The 15,941-nt window shown below is 67.1% G+C and carries 13 protein-coding genes; 8 read left to right on the plus strand and 5 right to left on the minus strand.

Annotated features, from left to right (window positions below):
• The first annotated feature begins 18 nt into the window (after window positions 1–18).
• The 3 genes from IB261_RS14545 to IB261_RS14555 all read left to right on the plus strand — a co-directional run bounded on the left by IB261_RS14545 (window position 19) and on the right by IB261_RS14555 (window position 3,630).
• Window positions 19–675: a CoA transferase subunit B gene (locus tag IB261_RS14545; protein WP_192382387.1), complete on the plus strand. Its 657-nt coding sequence runs from the start codon at window positions 19–21 to the stop codon at window positions 673–675.
• Between the two features lie 82 nt (window positions 676–757).
• Window positions 758–1,939 (plus strand): acetyl-CoA C-acetyltransferase, encoded by a 1,182-nt coding sequence (locus IB261_RS14550; protein ID WP_081519811.1) that lies wholly within the window; start codon window positions 758–760, stop codon window positions 1,937–1,939.
• Window positions 1,940–2,190: 251 nt separating this feature from the next.
• Window positions 2,191–3,630: a short-chain fatty acid transporter gene (locus tag IB261_RS14555; RefSeq protein WP_192382389.1), complete on the plus strand. Its 1,440-nt coding sequence runs from the start codon at window positions 2,191–2,193 to the stop codon at window positions 3,628–3,630.
• A 72-nt stretch (window positions 3,631–3,702) separates the two neighbouring features.
• On the opposite strand, the gene IB261_RS14560 is transcribed toward IB261_RS14555, so the two are convergent.
• Together IB261_RS14560 and IB261_RS14565 are read right to left on the minus strand one after the other, a co-directional pair.
• On the minus strand, window positions 3,703–4,623 hold the full coding sequence (locus tag IB261_RS14560; RefSeq protein ID WP_151187027.1) for a LysR family transcriptional regulator: 921 nt from the start codon (window positions 4,621–4,623) through the stop codon (window positions 3,703–3,705).
• Between the two features lie 19 nt (window positions 4,624–4,642).
• On the minus strand, window positions 4,643–5,170 hold the full coding sequence (locus tag IB261_RS14565; protein ID WP_192382391.1) for a cysteine hydrolase family protein: 528 nt from the start codon (window positions 5,168–5,170) through the stop codon (window positions 4,643–4,645).
• Between the two features lie 165 nt (window positions 5,171–5,335).
• Here IB261_RS14565 and pqqF point away from each other — a divergent pair, with 165 nt between their 5' ends.
• From pqqF to nahK, 5 genes are all read left to right on the plus strand, one after another.
• Entirely contained in the window at window positions 5,336–7,627 is a 2,292-nt protein-coding gene (pqqF, locus tag IB261_RS14570) for a pyrroloquinoline quinone biosynthesis protein PqqF (protein WP_192382393.1), read from the plus strand.
• Window positions 7,628–7,916: 289 nt separating this feature from the next.
• On the plus strand, window positions 7,917–9,119 hold the full coding sequence (locus IB261_RS14575) for a porin (RefSeq protein WP_081519815.1): 1,203 nt from the start codon (window positions 7,917–7,919) through the stop codon (window positions 9,117–9,119).
• 83 nt (window positions 9,120–9,202) lie between these two features.
• Complete coding sequence (locus tag IB261_RS14580) at window positions 9,203–9,595, plus strand: hypothetical protein (protein WP_192223382.1); 393 nt, start codon at window positions 9,203–9,205, stop codon at window positions 9,593–9,595.
• Window positions 9,596–9,775: 180 nt separating this feature from the next.
• Window positions 9,776–10,933 carry a nitric oxide-sensing protein NosP gene (gene nosP, locus IB261_RS14585; protein WP_081519817.1) on the plus strand — a complete coding sequence of 386 codons (1,158 nt, stop codon included), beginning with the start codon at window positions 9,776–9,778 and terminating at the stop codon, window positions 10,931–10,933.
• Entirely contained in the window at window positions 10,863–13,490 is a 2,628-nt protein-coding gene (gene nahK / locus IB261_RS14590; protein ID WP_192382395.1) for a hybrid sensor histidine kinase/response regulator NahK/ErcS', read from the plus strand. Before nosP ends, nahK begins: the two co-directional genes overlap by 71 nt.
• A 247-nt stretch (window positions 13,491–13,737) precedes the next feature.
• On the opposite strand, the gene IB261_RS14595 is transcribed toward nahK, so the two are convergent.
• Genes IB261_RS14595 through IB261_RS14605 form a run of 3 tightly spaced genes read right to left on the minus strand, consistent with a single transcriptional unit; the run spans window position 13,738 to window position 15,938 of the window.
• Window positions 13,738–14,598, minus strand: coding sequence for an EamA family transporter (locus IB261_RS14595; protein WP_192382397.1), 861 nt, complete (start codon window positions 14,596–14,598; stop codon window positions 13,738–13,740).
• Window positions 14,599–14,654: 56 nt separating this feature from the next.
• Window positions 14,655–15,320 carry a response regulator AgmR gene (gene agmR, locus IB261_RS14600; RefSeq protein ID WP_024764454.1) on the minus strand — a complete coding sequence of 222 codons (666 nt, stop codon included), beginning with the start codon at window positions 15,318–15,320 and terminating at the stop codon, window positions 14,655–14,657.
• Window positions 15,321–15,362: 42 nt separating this feature from the next.
• Window positions 15,363–15,938, minus strand: coding sequence for a PQQ-dependent catabolism-associated CXXCW motif protein (locus IB261_RS14605; protein WP_192382399.1), 576 nt, complete (start codon window positions 15,936–15,938; stop codon window positions 15,363–15,365).
• Window positions 15,939–15,941 lie beyond the last annotated feature (3 nt).

Raw genomic sequence — 15,941 nt, forward strand, 5'->3', positions numbered from 1 at the left:
GACAAGAGAGACAAGAAGATGGCATTGACCCGCGAACAGATGGCTCAGCGCGTGGCGCGCGAGCTGCAGGACGGCTTCTACGTGAACCTGGGCATCGGCATCCCCACCCTGGTCGCCAACTACGTGCCCGAGGGCATGGAAGTGATGCTGCAATCGGAGAACGGCCTGCTCGGCATGGGCGCGTTCCCCACCGAAGACACGGTCGACGCCGACATGATCAACGCCGGCAAGCAGACCGTGACCGCCGTGAAGGGCGCGTCGATTTTCTCCTCTGCCGAATCCTTCGCGATGATCCGTGGCGGTCACGTCGACCTCACCGTGCTCGGTGCCTTCGAGGTGGACGTGCAGGGCAACATCGCCTCCTGGATGATCCCCGGCAAGCTGGTGAAGGGCATGGGCGGCGCCATGGACCTGGTGGCCGGCGCGGACAACATCATCGTGACCATGACCCACGCCTCCAAGGACGGCGAGTCCAAGCTGCTGGAGCGCTGCTCGCTGCCGCTGACCGGCGCGGGCTGCATCCGCAAGGTACTGACCGACCTGGCCTACCTGGAAATCGAGAACGGTGCCTTCATCCTGCGCGAGACCGCGCCGGGAGTGACTGTCGAAGAGATCGCCGAGAGGACCGCCGGCCGCCTCATCGTGCCGGACGATGTGAAGGAAATGACCTTCTGATCCCCTGTGTAGGAGCGGGCCATGCCCGCGATTCGCGCGCATGGCGCGCTCCTACAGGTAAAGCCAGCTTCGGAGTTCCCAGATGCAAGACGTAGTTATTGTCGCCGCCACCCGCACCGCCATCGGCGCCTTCCAGGGCAGCCTGGCGAACATTCCCGCCCATGAACTGGGCAGCCTGGTCATCCGCTCGCTGCTCGAACGCAGCGGCGTGAAGCCTGACCAGATCGACGAAGTCATCCTCGGCCAGGTGCTCACCGCCGGCGCCGGGCAGAACCCCGCGCGGCAGGCCGCCATAGGCGCCGGCCTGCCGGTTGAAGTGCCCTCGATGACCATCAACAAACTTTGTGGCTCGGGCCTGAAGGCGCTGTTCCTCGGCGTCCAGGCGATCCGTTGCGGCGACGCCGACGCCATCATTGCCGGCGGCCAGGAGAGCATGAGCCTCGCGCCCTACGTGCTGCCCAAGGCCCGTACCGGCCTGCGCATGGGCCACGCCGAGCTGCAGGACACCCTGCTGCGCGACGGCCTGATCGACGCCTTCAACGACTACCACATGGGCATCACCGCCGAGAACCTGGCCGAAAAGTTCGGTATCAGCCGCGAGGCGCAGGACGCCTTTGCCGCGCAGTCCCAGCTCAAAGCCGCCTCGGCCATCGAGGCCGGCCGCTTCAAGGACGAGATCACCCCGGTGCTGATTCCCCAGCGCAAGGGCGAGCCGCTGTCCTTCGACACCGATGAGCAGCCGCGCGCGGGCACTACCGCCGAATCCCTGGGCAAGCTCAAGCCTGCCTTCAAGAAGGACGGCACCGTCACCGCCGGCAACGCCTCCACCCTCAACGATGGCGCCGCCGCCGTGCTGCTGATGAGCGCCGAGCGCGCACGCAGTCTGAACCTCCCGGTTCTGGCGCGCATCCAAGCCTATGCGAGCAGCGGCGTCGACCCGTCGATCATGGGCATCGCCCCGGTGACCGCGACCCGCAGTTGCCTGGAAAAAGCCGGCTGGAGCCTCGATGACGTCGAGCTGATCGAGGCCAACGAAGCCTTCGCCGCGCAGGCCCTGTCGGTCGGCAAGGAGCTGGGTTGGAACGCCGAGAAGGTCAACGTCAATGGCGGCGCCGTCGCCCTTGGCCACCCCATCGGCGCCTCGGGCGCCCGTGTGCTGGTGACGCTGCTCCACGAAATGCTCCGCCGCGACGCGAAGAAGGGTCTGGCGACCCTGTGCATCGGCGGTGGTCAGGGCGTCGCCATGGCACTCGTGCGCGACTGAGGTCATCCGACCAACGATTGATTGGCGAGCGCCGGGCGGCATGTATCCATGTCGTACCGGTAGGCAGGATGGTGGGTGGGCACACCGACAGACGAACATCCTGCCGCGGTTTTCGGCGTCCCCCGGCGCCGGCAAACCCTTGCGTCACCGCTCGGCCCCACGCAGGCCGGGCGGTTTTTCATTCCAGGACGGGTATTGCCACAAGCCCCGTTCGACGATGAGCCATTACAAGAACAACGAGGTAGACCATTATGAATTCCCACGCCCAAACCCCCGGCACAGCCGTTCAGGACAGCCGCTCGGCGCGCTTCGCCATGGCCTGTTCCAACTGGGCCGAGCGCTGGTTCCCCGACTCCTGGGTCTTCGCCGCGCTCGCGGTGCTGATCGTCAGCGTGGCCGCACTGGCCATCGGCGCACCGGCCACCGAAACCGCCAAGGCCTTCGGTGACGGCTTCTGGAGCCTGATCCCCTTCACCATGCAGATGGCCTTCGTGGTGATCGGCGGCTACGTGGTCGCCAGCTCCGGCCCGGCGTCCAAACTCATCGACCTGTTCGCCCGCGTGCCGAAGAACGGCCGCTCGGCAGTCGCCTGGGTCGCGGTCATTTCCATGGTCGCTTCGCTGCTCAACTGGGGCCTGTCCCTGGTGTTCGGCGGCCTGCTGGTGCGCGCCCTGGCGCGTCGCGAAGACTTGAAGATGGACTACCGCGCCGCCGGCGCTGCCGCCTACCTGGGCCTGGGCGCCGTGTGGGCGCTGGGTCTGTCGTCCTCCGCCGCGCAGCTGCAGGCCAACCCGGCGAGCCTGCCGCCGTCGATCCTGGCGATCACCGGCGTCATTCCGTTCACCGAGACCATCTTCCTCTGGCAGTCCGGCGTGATGCTGCTGGCCCTGGTGCTGGTGTCGCTGGTCATCGCCTACATGACCGCACCCGGCGCGGCCAGCGCCCGTGACGCCAAGGCCTGCGGCGTGGACGTCAGTTTCACTCCGCCGAGTGCGCCGAAGGCGACCCGGCCGGGCGAATGGCTGGAGCACAGCCCGCTGCTGATCCTGATGCTGGTAACCCTGGCCGCCGGCTGGCTGGTCCATGAATTCAGCACGAAGCCGGCGATCACCGCGATCTCCGGGCTGAACACCTACAACCTGCTGTTCCTCATGGTTGGCGCGCTGCTGCACTGGCGTCCGCGCAACTTCCTCGATGCCGTGGCCCGCGCGGTGCCGACCACTACCGGGGTACTGATCCAGTTCCCGCTGTACGGTTCCATCGCGGCGATCCTGACCACTGTGAAGGGCGGCGACGGCTCCACCATCGCCCACCACATCTCCACCTTCTTCGTGCAGATCGCTTCCCACGACACCTATGCGCTGCTGATGGGTGTGTACTCGGCGGTGCTGGGCTTCTTCATCCCGTCCGGCGGTGGCAAGTGGATCATCGAGGCGCCTTATGTGATGCAGGTAGCCAACGAGCTGCAGTACCACCTGGGCTGGGCGGTGCAGATCTACAACGCCGCCGAAGCGCTGCCGAACCTGATCAACCCGTTCTACATGCTGCCGCTGCTCGGCGTGCTGGGCCTGAAAGCCCGCGACCTGATCGGCTTCAGCTTCGTCCAGTTGCTCGTCCACGTGCCCCTGGTGCTGTTCCTGCTCTGGGCACTGGGCACCACCCTGCAGTACCTGCCGCCGGTCCAGCCGTAACCACGCATTCGGCCCCGATGGCAAAAAGCCCGGATGTCGCGAGACATCCGGGCTTTTTTCTTCGGGAAGCGATCAGCCCCGGCTGACTTCCACGGCGCCGAGCGCACGCACGTCCAGGTGCTCGCCGCTGAGCTGCGCGGCGTCCTGGTCGAACACTTCGCGCAGCCAGTCGCTGACCGCCTGGAAGCGACCGATGCGGCCGGCGTCGCGGTGAGCGAGCAGCCAGATTTCCCGCACGACCACCGCGCCGGAGAGGCGTACCAGGCCTTCGCGCTCGCCGAGGAAGCACGGCAGCAACGCCATGCCCAGGCCGCTTTCGCAGGCGTGGATCAGCGTGGTCACACTGCTCGCGCGCAGGGCGAAGTTGGCATCCGGGACGAAGCGCCGCAGCCAGCACATCTCCGGGGTGTCATCGAGGTCTTCGCCGTAGCCCAGCCAGGGCTGCTGCGGCCATTGTTCAGGCGGCACCTGGGCGAAGGGCGTGGCGGCGTAGATGGCGAAACCGATGTCGGCGACCTTGCGCATCACCAGCGCGGCGTCCTCGGCCGGGCGCGCCAGGCGCAGGGCGAAGTCGGCCTCGCGGCGGGTGAAGGAGAGTGCGCGGTTCGCCGGGATCAGCTGCAGTTGCAGGTTGGGGTAGGTGCGCGCCAGTTGCGGCATGTGCTGCACCAGCCAGTGGCTGAAGAGGAAGTCCACCGCGGTGATGCGCACCGAACCGCTGATGGCGCTGGCCTCGTTGCGCGTCTCCAGCAGCATGCTCTGCACGTCACCGAGGATGCGTTCGGCATAGCCGAGAAAGGCCGTGCCGGCATCAGTGGCCTTGTAGCCCGCGTTGTCGCGGATGAACAGGCGGGTCTGCAGCGCGCTTTCCGCCGCCACCAGGCGCCGGCTCATGGTCGAGGGGTCGACGCCCAGCGCGCGGCCGGCGGCGCTCATGCTGCCGTGGCGGGCGAGGGCGAGGAGGATCGGGATGTCGTTCCAGTCGAAGTTCATGGCGATCTCCTCATGTGCCTCAGAACTGCACGTCGGCGGCAGGGAGGACCCGTGCGCGCTTGCCGAAGCTGCTGATGCTGCCCAGCACTGCGTTGTGGTGTGCAGTGATCTGCGCGGCGCTGAGCACGGCATTGTCGACGGTGGAGTGGGCATCGCCCACCAGCGTCACGGCGTAGCCCTGCGCCAGGGCGCGGCGGGTGGTGGTGTCGACGCAGTAGTCGCTCTGCAGGCCGCAGACCACCAGGTGATCGATGCCGCGCGCTTGCAGCAGGTCGGCGAGCTCGGTGCGCAGGAAGGAGTCCGGGGTGGTCTTGCGCACCTGGAGGTCCGCAGGGGCGGTGAGCAGTCGCGATTCCAGCTGCCAGCCGGCGCTGCCATACTGCAGGTCATCGTCCTCGTGCTGCACCAGCACCACCGGCACGCCGGCCCCACGCGCCGCTCGACTCAGACCATTGATGCGCTGCAGCACATTGTCGATGTCGAAACAGGCGCAGTCGCCGGTACACAGGTCGGACTGGACGTCGATGATCAGCAGGGCGGTGCTCATGGCGAGCGTATTCCTTTCAAGAGAATGGCGAAGGTCGAGTGGAGTCGGGAATGGTAGCCCGCCTGATGGCGTGGGCCAATGCCGGCAAGCGTTTGCTGCCAAAGCCGTATTTCCCTTTGCCGCGCCTTCGGCGATGGTGACGGCCATCAACCGGACCGGATGCCGATGAACAGCCTTCCCGCCAAGACCCTGACCCTCACCAACGGCCTGCGCGCCACCGTCATCCAGGCTCCCGGCGCCAGCCGCGCCGCCGCGCTGTTGCGGATCGCCCGTGGCAGCCACGACGAGCCGGAAGCCTTCCCCGGCCTCGCGCACTTCATCGAGCACCTGCTGTTTCTCTGTGGCGAGCGCTTCGTCGAGGGCGAGCGCCTGATGCCCTGGGTGCAGGCCCGTGGCGGGCGGCTCAATGCCAGCACCCGGGCCCGGCAGACGGACTACTTCTTCGAGGTACCGGCCGCCGATCTGGGGGACGGGTTGGCGCGGCTGGTGGACATGCTGGCGCGGCCGCTGCTGGACGAATCCGTGCAGGTCGCCGAACGCGAAGTGCTGGAAGCTGAATTTCTCGCCCGCGGCCGCGATCCCGATACCCTGATCGACGCCGCCCTGGCGTTGGCGGTGGCGCCGCAGCACCCGTTGGAGCGCTTCGTGGCCGGTCGCCGCGACAGCCTCAAGGTGGAAAACGCCGAGTTCCAGAAGGCGCTGCGTGACTTCATCCGCTCCTGTCAGGTGGGCGGGGCGCTGGAACTCTGGCTGCAGGGCCCGCAATCGCTGGAGGAGCTGGCGGCATTGGTCGAGCGCGAAGCCGCCGTATTCCCGTCCGGCGCGCTGGTCGAATCCGCCAGTGCCGAGTCCCTCCTGCCACTGGCCGGTCAGGAGCTGAAGCTGCGCCTGCCCGGTGCGCCACGACTGGTGCTGACGTTTGCCCTGGAGAGCGTGGCGGGTGAGGATGGTGCGTTGCTGGAGCAGTTGCAGGGCTGGCTGGCCGACGAGGCGCCCGGATCGCTGCTGGCCTGCCTGGGGCAGAACGGACTGGCCGATAGCGCCCGTGCGCGCCTGAGTCGTTTCGCCGGCGGCCAGGCGTTGTTGCGTTTCGATTTCGAACTCGCCGACGCCGCCACCGCCGATCTCGTCGAATCGGCCTTCCTCTCCTGGCTGGAGGCGCTGCGCAAATTGCCGGCGGATATCCTCGCCGCCGCTCCTGTCGATGAGCCCGCCGGCGCCCTGGAACAGCTCCAGCGCCGCGCGGGGAGCGCCAATCCCTCGGCATGGCTCGGCCAACTGGTAACACCGCGGATGATCCGCCTGCTGACCTGCGAGTCGGTGATCGGCGGATCGCTGACCTCGGCCGGCTTCACCCTCGATATCGCCCGCAGTCCGCAGCGCAGTGTCGAACCGCTGCGGGGCGAGCCGTGGTCCTTCACGCCGACGCAAGCGGCCAAGCAGGCCGAGCCCGCTGCCCTTTACCTGCGCTGGCGCTTCCCGCAGCCGCCAAGCCGGCCGGCATTCCTTTGCGCCCGCCAGGCACTGCGTCCGCTGGCTGGCGCAGCGCGGCACGAGGGCGCCAGCCTGCGCCTGGAGGCCATGGAAAGTGACTGGACACTGATGCTGTCGGGGGCGAAGAACCACCTTGCCGAGCTGGCAGAGTGCGCGATCCACGCGCTTCAGCATCCCGCTGCGGCTGTGCTGGGGCAGGGTGCGCGCCTGCACGCTGCCGAACGCCGTCGCCGCGAAGGGGAAATGCCGATCCGCCAGTTGCTCGATCTGCTGCCACAGACCCTGGCCGGAGACAGCGAAGCTTCGCCGGACTGGTCCGCCGCCCATTGGGATGACCTGACCCGCGGCATCGAGCTGCCGGACACCCTGGCCGGCTACTCGACCACCAGCGCGCTGCCGCCGCGCAGCGGCCCGGCCGGTCGGCATCGCCAGGTGCTGGGGCTGCCGGGCGAGGCGGCGCTGTTGCTGTTCTGCCCGTTGGCGTCGCGCTCGGCGGCGGACGAAGCCGCGTGGCGCTTGCTGGCCCGGGTGCTGGAGCCAGCCTTCTTCCACTGGCTGCGCGGTGAGCGGCAACTGGCGTATGCGCTGTACTGCGGTTTCCGCCAGGTGGGCATGCGCCGCGGCATCCTCTTTGCCGTGCAGTCGCCGCTGCTGTCGGCAGTTGAGCTGCAGGCCGAGGTCGACAGCTTCCTCTACCGCCAGGGCGAAGCCCTGCTGCGGATCGATCCGCAGCGTGTCGACAGCCTGCGTGCTCCGCTGGCCGCCGAACTGGCGCGCGCGCCGGGCGACTTCAGCGAGCGCCTGCAGCAGGACTGGAGCGACCAGTTGGCCGGTGTCGGGCCGTCGCACCGCGAGGCCATGGTCCAGGCGCTCGGCAACCTCTGCGCCACCGAGCTGCGCGCCGCGCATTCAGCGCTCAGCTCCGCCCAGGGCGGTCACTGGCTGCTGCTCAGCCACGCCTGATCCTCCTGCTTTCGATCCGGGGTGCCGTCCGCAAGGCGGTGCCGCGCCCGACTTTTGCCTTACGTCCGGTGGGCTGGTCCAAGGTAGCTGGCCGGCGGTCGCGACTACCCGCGACCATCGCCGCGCGCCCGAGGTAGCGGTGGTCGCAGAGCCTTGCGCAGTGCTCCCGCAGGACGCCTGCAAGGCCCGTGGAACCGGCGCCAAAGCAGCGTATGGCAAGGCCGAGAGCGTTTCGATAATCGCCTCCGACACGACTGAGCCGCAGTCGATCCCCCACCCGGAGAGCGCCATGAACAAGAACAAGATCGCCGTCCGCCGCCAGCTGCTGCCGCTGGCATTGTCCACCCTGGCCCTGTCTTCAGTGTCGAGCGGGGCCAGCGCCGACATCATGCTGTACGACAAGGACGACACGACCTTTTCCACCGACGGCTACTTCAACGCCTTCTATGTGAACAGCGACGTCGACCGCAACGGCGAAACCTACGACCGCCGCCAGTCGCGGGTGAAGATGGGCTTCCTGCCCAACTACATCGGCTTCAACTTCGGCAAGAAGATCGACGGCCTGACCCTCACCGGGCGCTCCTCGTTCTGGGTGACCATCAACGACAGCGAGCAGGACGGCACCGACACTGCCATCGATGTCCGCCAGTTCTACGGCAATGTCGCCGGCGACTGGGGCGAGGTGCTGATCGGCAAGGACTTCGGCCTGTTCTCGCGTTCCAACATCTTCCTCGACGAACTGCTCGCCGGCTTCGGCAACGCCAGCGATACCCTCGGCCTGGTGGATGGCAAGGGCGTGTCCTTCGGCAACATCGGCACCGGCTACCCGTACCCGTTCCCGACCTCGCAGATCACCTACCGCAACAACAACCTGGTGGAAGGCCTGCACATCGCGGTGGGCATCATGGACCCGATCGACACCAACCAGATCGACAAGGACGCCAGCGACGGCCTCGACGACAAGGCCTACCAGGACAATCCGCGCTACGAGAGCGAGATCAGCTATCAGTTCGACGTCGGCGGGGCGAAGATCTACAGCTGGGTCAACGGCGCCTACCAGACCTCGAAGAACACCAATGACGAAGTCGACAGCGTGACCTCGAAGGGCCTGGGCTATGGCATCCAGGCGAAGATGGGCGGCTTCTCGCTCACGGGGTCGGGCTTTACCGCCAAGGGCATCAACCCGTTCTTCACCAACAACGCGGGTGAAGCCGCGCTGCGTGAAGTGGACAGCCGCGGCGTGCTGTTGCAGGGCTCCTACAGCTGGGGCAAGAACCGTGTGGCGCTGTCCACCGGCGAGACCCGCGACGACGGCAACGGCCTGGGCAGCGCGGCGGATTACTCCACCCAGGGCATCGCCTACTTCCGCACCATCAATGACAACCTGAAGCTGGTGGCCGAGTACAACGTCTACGAGATCGACGGCCGCAAGGGCTCCACCGTCAGCGAAGACACCGACACCTTCGCGGTGGGCGCCGTCCTCAACTGGTAATCCCCCAACTCCTTTGGCTCCATTTCGGCGGGTCGGCACTGCGTGTCGCCCGCCTTTTTTCTTGCTCTCAAGGAAGGTTCGTGATGATCGGAATGTGGAGCGCGCACGCGCAGAGTTACTTGCTGGTTCTGTCCGTCGCCACGACCCTGGTGTTCGCCTTGCCCATCTTCCTGGTGCCGCTGTTGTGGGCGCGGGTGATGCAGTGGCAGTTACCGGAGCACACCGATCTGGCGGTGTATTTCGGGCGTTGCCTGGGGGCGTTCATTCTTATCGTCGAAGGGCTGATGCTGCGTGCCGCGCTGACCGGGGAGGCGCTGGTGACTACCTTCGAGGTTCTGGCGGCGGTGGCGGGGTTAATGCTGGTGGTGCACGTCTATGGCGCGCTGCGCAGGATTCAGCCGTGGACGGAGACGCTGGAGACGGGCTTCTATGCCGGAATGCTGTTGTTGACGTTGCTGTTCTGGCCGACTGCCTGACGCCCTACGAACTGACGGCATCGACCTGTAGGGGCGCCCCACGGGCGCGGTCGCGGGCATGGCCCGCTCCTACAAATATCCCGCTACTTTCGGATAGCCCCGCCACGACCCAAGTAGCATGGGGCGCGCTCCGGCTGCTTCGTAGAATGCCAACGTCGATATCCTGACTGGGCGTACGCCATGCACGAAACACAAGGAGTCGTTCGCGGCATGTCCAGCGCCCGCGACGTCGAGGCGGTTGCCCAGGACCTGGCGCGCCAACTGATCCACCCCAACCTCGGCTTCGTGCTGTTCTTCTGTTCCGCCGAATACGACCTGCCGGCGCTGGCCGCCGCGCTGGAGCAGTACTTCGGCGGCATCGACCTGGCCGGCTGCACCACCGCCGGGGAGATCACCCCGCAGGGCTATGGCCGTGGCTGCGTCACCGCCGTGGGCTTCGATTTGCGCAGCTTCGCCATCTCCTGCGCGCTGGTGGACGAGATGGAGCGCTTCAGCCTGATCGACGCGCAGCAGATGGTCGAGTCGCTGGTGGCGGACTGCCGCAGCGCCGGGCTGGCGCCGATCAAGGACCACAGCTTCGCCCTGACCCTGCTCGACGGCCTGTCCAGCCGTGAGGAAGTGGTGCTGGCCGCGCTCAGTGCTGCGCTGGGCGCCATTCCGCATTTCGGCGGCTCGGCCGGCGACGACAACCACCTGACCCACACCCACGTCTATTACCAGGGCCAGTTCCACACCGGCGCGGCGGTGGTGGTGCTGTTCAACACCTGGCTGGACTTCGAGGTGTTCACCACCCACCACGTGCTGCCTAGCGAGGAGAAACTGGTGGTCACCCGCGCCGACAGCGACAGCCGCCGCGTGCTGGAGCTCAACGCCGAGCCGGCCGCGCTGGAATTCGCCCGGCTGGTCGGGGTGCCGCTGGAGCAGCTGGATTTCTCGCTGTTCCCCGCGCATCCGCTGGCGGTGCGGGTACGCGAGCAGTACTACGTGCGCTCGATCCAGCAGGTCAACGACGACCTCAGCCTGACCTTCTACTGCGCGGTGGAGAACGGCATCGTCCTCACCGCCATGAGCACCGGCCCGCTGCTGCCCGGGCTGCAGGCGCAGTTCCAGCGTCTGCATGAGCGCCTCGGCCCGCCGCTGCTGACCATCGGCTGCGACTGTTTCCTGCGCCGGCTCGAGCTGGAGGTGGCTGGCGATACCGAGCCCACCGCCGAGTTTCTGCGCAGCCAGCAGGTGATCGGCTTCAACACCTACGGGGAACAATTCAATGGCATGCATATCAACCAGACCTTCACCGGTGTCGCCATTGGCCGTCCTCGGGGCAACGCCGGACGCTGAGCTGCGCGCGCGCATCGCCGAGCTGGAGCGCGACAACCACAAGCTGCAGCGGATCAATGCGGCACTGATCGAGCGCGTCGAATCGGCCACCTCGCGCGGCGACAACGCCTATGGCGCCTTCCAGCACTCGGTCGTGCTGGCCGAGCAGGTTCGCGAGCGCACCGATGCGCTGAGCGAGGCGATGGTCGAGCTGAAGTCCAGCAACCAGCTGCTCAGCGACGCCCGCCTGCGCGCCGAGACTGCGCACCAGTACCTGCTCGATGCCATCGAGAGCATCTCCGATGCCTTCGTGCTGTTCGACCCGCAGCAGCGCATCGTCCTCTATAACGAAAGGTTCCGGGCCTTCTGGGCGCAGACCCGCGCCCGCGTTGGCGCGGGAACGCGGCTCGCCGAGGTGCGCCGGCTGGCGCAGAGCAGCGGGCTGATCGTCGAGGAGCAACGCAGCAGCGATGACGAGCACACCCTTTATCGCCTGCGCAACGACCGCTGGGTGCGGGTCACCGAGCGACCGACCCGCGACGGCGGGCTGGTGGTGCTCTACAGCGATATCACCGAGATCAAGCAGAACGAGATGGCCCGCCGCGAACAGGCGGTGGCGCAGAAGTCGCATTTGCTGCAACGCGCCGTCGACAACCTGTCCCAGGGCGTGGCCATGGTCGGCGCCGATGGCGCACTGGAGTTGTGGAACCGGCGCTTCCTGGAGCTTTGCGGGCTGGCGCCGATCGAGGCGCACCGGCCCTTCGCCGAGGTCATGGCCGACAGCGAGCTGCCGCTGCTGACGCCGCGCAGCCGGCCGCGCAAGGGCGAGGTGGAAGGGGTGATCGAGCAGCGCCTGTTCGACGGACGCATGCTGGAAATCCGCACCCACGCGCTGCCCACCGGGGGGTTCGTCAACACCTTCACCGACATCACCGAGCGCTACCGCCACGCCGAGGCGCTGCGTGAAAGCGAACGCTGGATTCGCCTGATCACCGACCAGGTCCCGGCGCTGATCGCCTACCTCACCGCCGATCTGGATTACGACTTCACCAACAAGGTCTACGAGGAATGGTACCGCTGGCCCAGCGGCTCGATGCTCGGGCGCAACCTGCGCGAGGTACACAGCGCCGAGCACTGCCAGCGCCTGGAACCGTACTTCGAGCGCGCGCTGTCGGGCGAGAGCGTCACCTTCGAGATCGCCGAAACCAACCTCGCCGGGCAGGAACGCTACATGCAGCGCTCCTACGTGCCCAACCGCCAGGCCGACGGCACCGTGACTGGCCTGTTCGTGCTGATCCGCGACATCACCGAGCGCCGCCGCACCGCGGAGGCGCTGCACCAGGCCTACCAGAACCTGGAGCAGCGGGTACGCGAACGCACGGCTGAGCTGACCAGCCTGAATGACCAGCTCAAGCGCGAGATCGACGAGCGCAGCCAGGTCGAAGGACGCCTGCGAGAAGCCAAGCGTGAGGCGGAGCAAGCGAACCTGTCGAAGACCAAGTTCCTCGCCGCCGTCAGCCACGACCTGCTGCAACCGCTGAACGCCGCGCGGCTGTTCACCAGTGCGCTGCAGGAGCGCAGCGGCGAAGTGCTGGTGCGCAACATCAGCCAGTCGCTGGAGGACGTGGAGACGCTGCTCGGCACCCTGGTGGACATCTCCAAGCTGGATGCCGGGGTGATCAAGCCGGATATCGCCTCATTCGATGTCAGCGAGCTGCTCGGCAACCTCGCCGCCGAGTACCGCCAGGTGGCCGCCAGCGAAGGCCTGGCGCTGGACTTCGTACCCTGTGGCGCGCAGGTGCGCAGCGATATCCAGCTGCTGGCGCGAATCCTGCGCAACCTGCTGACCAATGCCATCCGCTACACGCCTTCGGGTCGCGTGCTGCTGGGCTGCCGGCGGCGCCGGCACAGCCTGTGGATCGAGGTCTGGGACACCGGCGTGGGCATCGCTGCCGACAAGCTCGGCGAGATATTCCAGGAGTTCAAGCGCGGCGATGTGCAGCGTTTCCACCAGGACCGCGGGCTGGGTCTGGGCCTGGCCATCGTCGAGAAGATCGCGCGCATGCTTGGCCATCGCATCTACGTGGAATCGGTGCCCGGCAAGGGCTCGCGCTTCGCCATCGAAATCCCGCTGGCGCGCCGCGTGGCCCGCAGCGCGCCGGAACCGGAGCGCACCGCTGACGACCTGGTAGAGCGCTTGCGCGGCTCCCGCGTGTGGGTGCTGGATAACGACGCCTCGATCTGCGCCGGCATGCGCACGCTGCTGGAAACCTGGGGCTGCCGGGTGGTGACGGCGCTGTCAGAGGAGGACCTGGCGCGGCAGGTGGACAACTTCCACGCCGAGTCGGACCTGCTGATCGTCGATTACCACCTCGACGATGGGTTGAACGGGGTCGACGCGGTGGCCTCGATCAACGCACGCCGCGGCACGCCGCTACCGGCGCTGATGATCACCGCCAACTACAGCAACGAGCTGAAACAGCAGGTCCGCGAGCTGGGGCACACGCTGATGCACAAGCCGGTGCGGCCGATGAAGCTGAAGACGGCGCTGTGCCATTTGATCGATAGCGCTCGCTGAACAGGCCTCGCGTGTTGTTTCGCATCGAGCCCATCACCCCGCGTTCAGGATGAACTCTGCGCAGGATGGGTATCGCTGCGCCCCACACCATCCTACTGGTGCGCTCCCGGATGCCTCCGTAGGGTGGAAAACGTTCGACGTTATCCGCCGTTTGGCCGTGGTTTCATCGTGTTCCGGTATCAAGCTGGGCGCGCGGCGAGCAGAGATGAAGCAGCGTACAACCGCGAACGGTTGTACGCCCTGCGGATCAGGCGCGCTGGGCGACGGGGGCTCGTACCTTGGCCAGCAGGATCAGGGCGATCCCGCCCAGCACCGCCAGCGACACCAGCGCCAGCCGCAGGCTGATCGCCTCGCCCAGCAGCGCGGCGCCGGAGAGTGCCGCGAGAATCGGCACGCTCAGTTGCACCGAAGCGCCCTGGATGGCCGACAGGCCCGGCAGCGCGCTGTACCAGATGGCATAGCCGATCCCCGAGGCCACCGCGCCGGACAGCACGGCGTAAACGACGCCCAGCGTATCCACCCGCAGATCGGCGTGGAAGAACACCGCCAGCACCGCCGCAAAGCTAATGGCGCGCACGAAGTTGCCCGTCGTGATCGCCAGCGGATCGCTGCCCTTGCGCCCGAGCAGCGAGTACAGCCCCCAGGCCACGCCGGACAGCAACATCAGCAGCGCACCCGCCAGCGGCGGCGCGCTGGCGCTGGGCAGAAACTGGGCCAGCAGGCCGCCGAGGGCCAGCAGGAAACCCGCCAGCGCCTGCCCGCGCAGGCTTTCACCACGCAACAGGCCGACCAGGATCATGGTCACCTGCACCGCGCCGAACAGCAGCAGCGCGCCGGTGCCGGCATCCAGTTGCACATAGGCGTAGGAGAAAGCCGCGGCGTAGACGAACAGCGCCGCCGCCGCGCGCCAGTTGCCGCCGTCGCTGGCGGCGCGATGGCGCAGTTTCAGCAGCAGAGCAAGCATCAGCGCGCCCGAGAAGATGCGGATGCCGGTGAAGCTCACCGCGTCGATGCTGGTGGCCTTGAGGGCCAGTCGGCAGAGGATGGAGTTGCCGGCGAAGGCGATCATCGCCAGGCCGGTGAGGCTCAGGGTGCGGGTGGAGGGCATCGAGTGGTTCCCGGTAGCGGTCGCAACGGCACGTTATGAATCAGCGGCGCCTCGTTTCAGCGACGCAGGTAGGCGGCGAAGTCGATATCGCCCGCGCAGAGGATGGCCTGCACGCGGTTGTGTACCTTCAGCTTGCGCAGGATGGCGGAGACGTGGGCCTTCACCGTGGTTTCGGCGATCTCCAGGTTGTAGGCGATCTGCTTGTTGGATTCGCCCTTGGTCATCCGCTCCAGCACCAGCAGCTGCTTGCGGGTCAGCGCCTGCAGCAGTTCCGGCGGGATGCTGTGGTCTTCCTGGCCACTGCGGCGCGGCGAGGATTTCTGCGTGCGGATGATGTCCGACGGCAGGTAGACGTTGCCGTTGAGAATCTGCTCGATGGCCTCGGTCATCTGTACGCGCGGCGACGACTTGGTGATGAAGCCCACGGCGCCGTAGGTGATGGCCTGCAGCACGACCTGCTTGTCCTGCTCGGCGGAGACGATCACCACCGGGATGGTCGGCGCCTCGTTGCGCAGGCTCATGAGGCCGTTGAGGCCATGCATGCCGGGCATGTTCAGGTCGAGCAGGATCAGGTCGAGATCGTCGTGTTCCTGGGTCAGGCCCAGGGCGCTGTCGAGGTCGGCGGTTTCCATTACTTCGCTGCCGGGGAAGCCGTCGGCGATGACGTTGTGGATGGCTTCGCGGAACAGCGGGTGATCGTCGGCGATCAGGATCTTGTACATGGCCTGCACCTCGTTGTTGTCGTTATGGGCGGTGATCGCAAGTTACTTCAGGGGTTGCGGTTGCGCATCCTGCAGGGGCAGTCCTGCCTGTTCCCAGGCATCGATTCCATCACGGTACCAGTAGAGGCTGGCATAGCCCAGCGCATGTGCGCGGCGGATGGCATTCCAGCTCATCCAGCAGTCGGAACGGCAGTAGAACACCAGCGGGCGCCTGGCATCGCCGTCGGTGAGGCGGGCGAGATTCTGCTCCAGGTAGGCTTGCCACTGCGGTTCCAGGGTGCCGGTGCCGACGTTGGCCAGCCACAGGCTGCCGGGCAGGTTGCGGTGCTTTTCGTCATCGACGAACTGGCCGTTGAGGAAGGTACGGCGGTAGACGTCCACCAGCCGGGTCTGCGGCTCGCGCTTGAGCAGCGTCTGCAGGGCAGGGGTGTCGAGGGTGGTGGCGTGGTCGGCGGAGGGCGGAGTCGGGCTGCGGTACTGGGCCTGTCGGTAGCCGTCGGCGGAAAACAGCGGCGCGTCCTCGGCCTGCGCGGTCGGCAGCGCGAGGGTCAGGCTGAGCAGGCACGCGGCGAGGCCGCCGCTCATGTGGCCGGGCAGGGCAGGAGCAAGGCGAGGCATGGC

Source organism: Pseudomonas sp. PDM20, assembly GCF_014852575.3.
Lineage (GTDB): Bacteria > Pseudomonadota > Gammaproteobacteria > Pseudomonadales > Pseudomonadaceae > Pseudomonas.

Excerpts from the sequence above, each read along its gene's own strand:
- IB261_RS14545 (WP_192382387.1), top strand. The coding sequence starts at position 19 with ATGGCATTGACCCGCGAACAGATGGCTCAGCGCGTGGCGCGCGAGCTG.
- IB261_RS14550 (WP_081519811.1), top strand. The coding sequence starts at position 758 with ATGCAAGACGTAGTTATTGTCGCCGCCACCCGCACCGCCATCGGCGCC.
- IB261_RS14555 (WP_192382389.1), top strand. The coding sequence starts at position 2,191 with ATGAATTCCCACGCCCAAACCCCCGGCACAGCCGTTCAGGACAGCCGC.
- IB261_RS14560 (WP_151187027.1), bottom strand. The coding sequence starts at position 4,623 with ATGAACTTCGACTGGAACGACATCCCGATCCTCCTCGCCCTCGCCCGC.
- IB261_RS14565 (WP_192382391.1), bottom strand. The coding sequence starts at position 5,170 with ATGAGCACCGCCCTGCTGATCATCGACGTCCAGTCCGACCTGTGTACC.
- pqqF (WP_192382393.1), top strand. The coding sequence starts at position 5,336 with ATGAACAGCCTTCCCGCCAAGACCCTGACCCTCACCAACGGCCTGCGC.
- IB261_RS14575 (WP_081519815.1), top strand. The coding sequence starts at position 7,917 with ATGAACAAGAACAAGATCGCCGTCCGCCGCCAGCTGCTGCCGCTGGCA.
- IB261_RS14580 (WP_192223382.1), top strand. The coding sequence starts at position 9,203 with ATGATCGGAATGTGGAGCGCGCACGCGCAGAGTTACTTGCTGGTTCTG.
- nosP (WP_081519817.1), top strand. The coding sequence starts at position 9,776 with ATGCACGAAACACAAGGAGTCGTTCGCGGCATGTCCAGCGCCCGCGAC.
- nahK (WP_192382395.1), top strand. The coding sequence starts at position 10,863 with ATGGCATGCATATCAACCAGACCTTCACCGGTGTCGCCATTGGCCGTC.
- IB261_RS14595 (WP_192382397.1), bottom strand. The coding sequence starts at position 14,598 with ATGCCCTCCACCCGCACCCTGAGCCTCACCGGCCTGGCGATGATCGCC.
- agmR (WP_024764454.1), bottom strand. The coding sequence starts at position 15,320 with ATGTACAAGATCCTGATCGCCGACGATCACCCGCTGTTCCGCGAAGCC.
- IB261_RS14605 (WP_192382399.1), bottom strand. The coding sequence starts at position 15,938 with ATGCCTCGCCTTGCTCCTGCCCTGCCCGGCCACATGAGCGGCGGCCTC.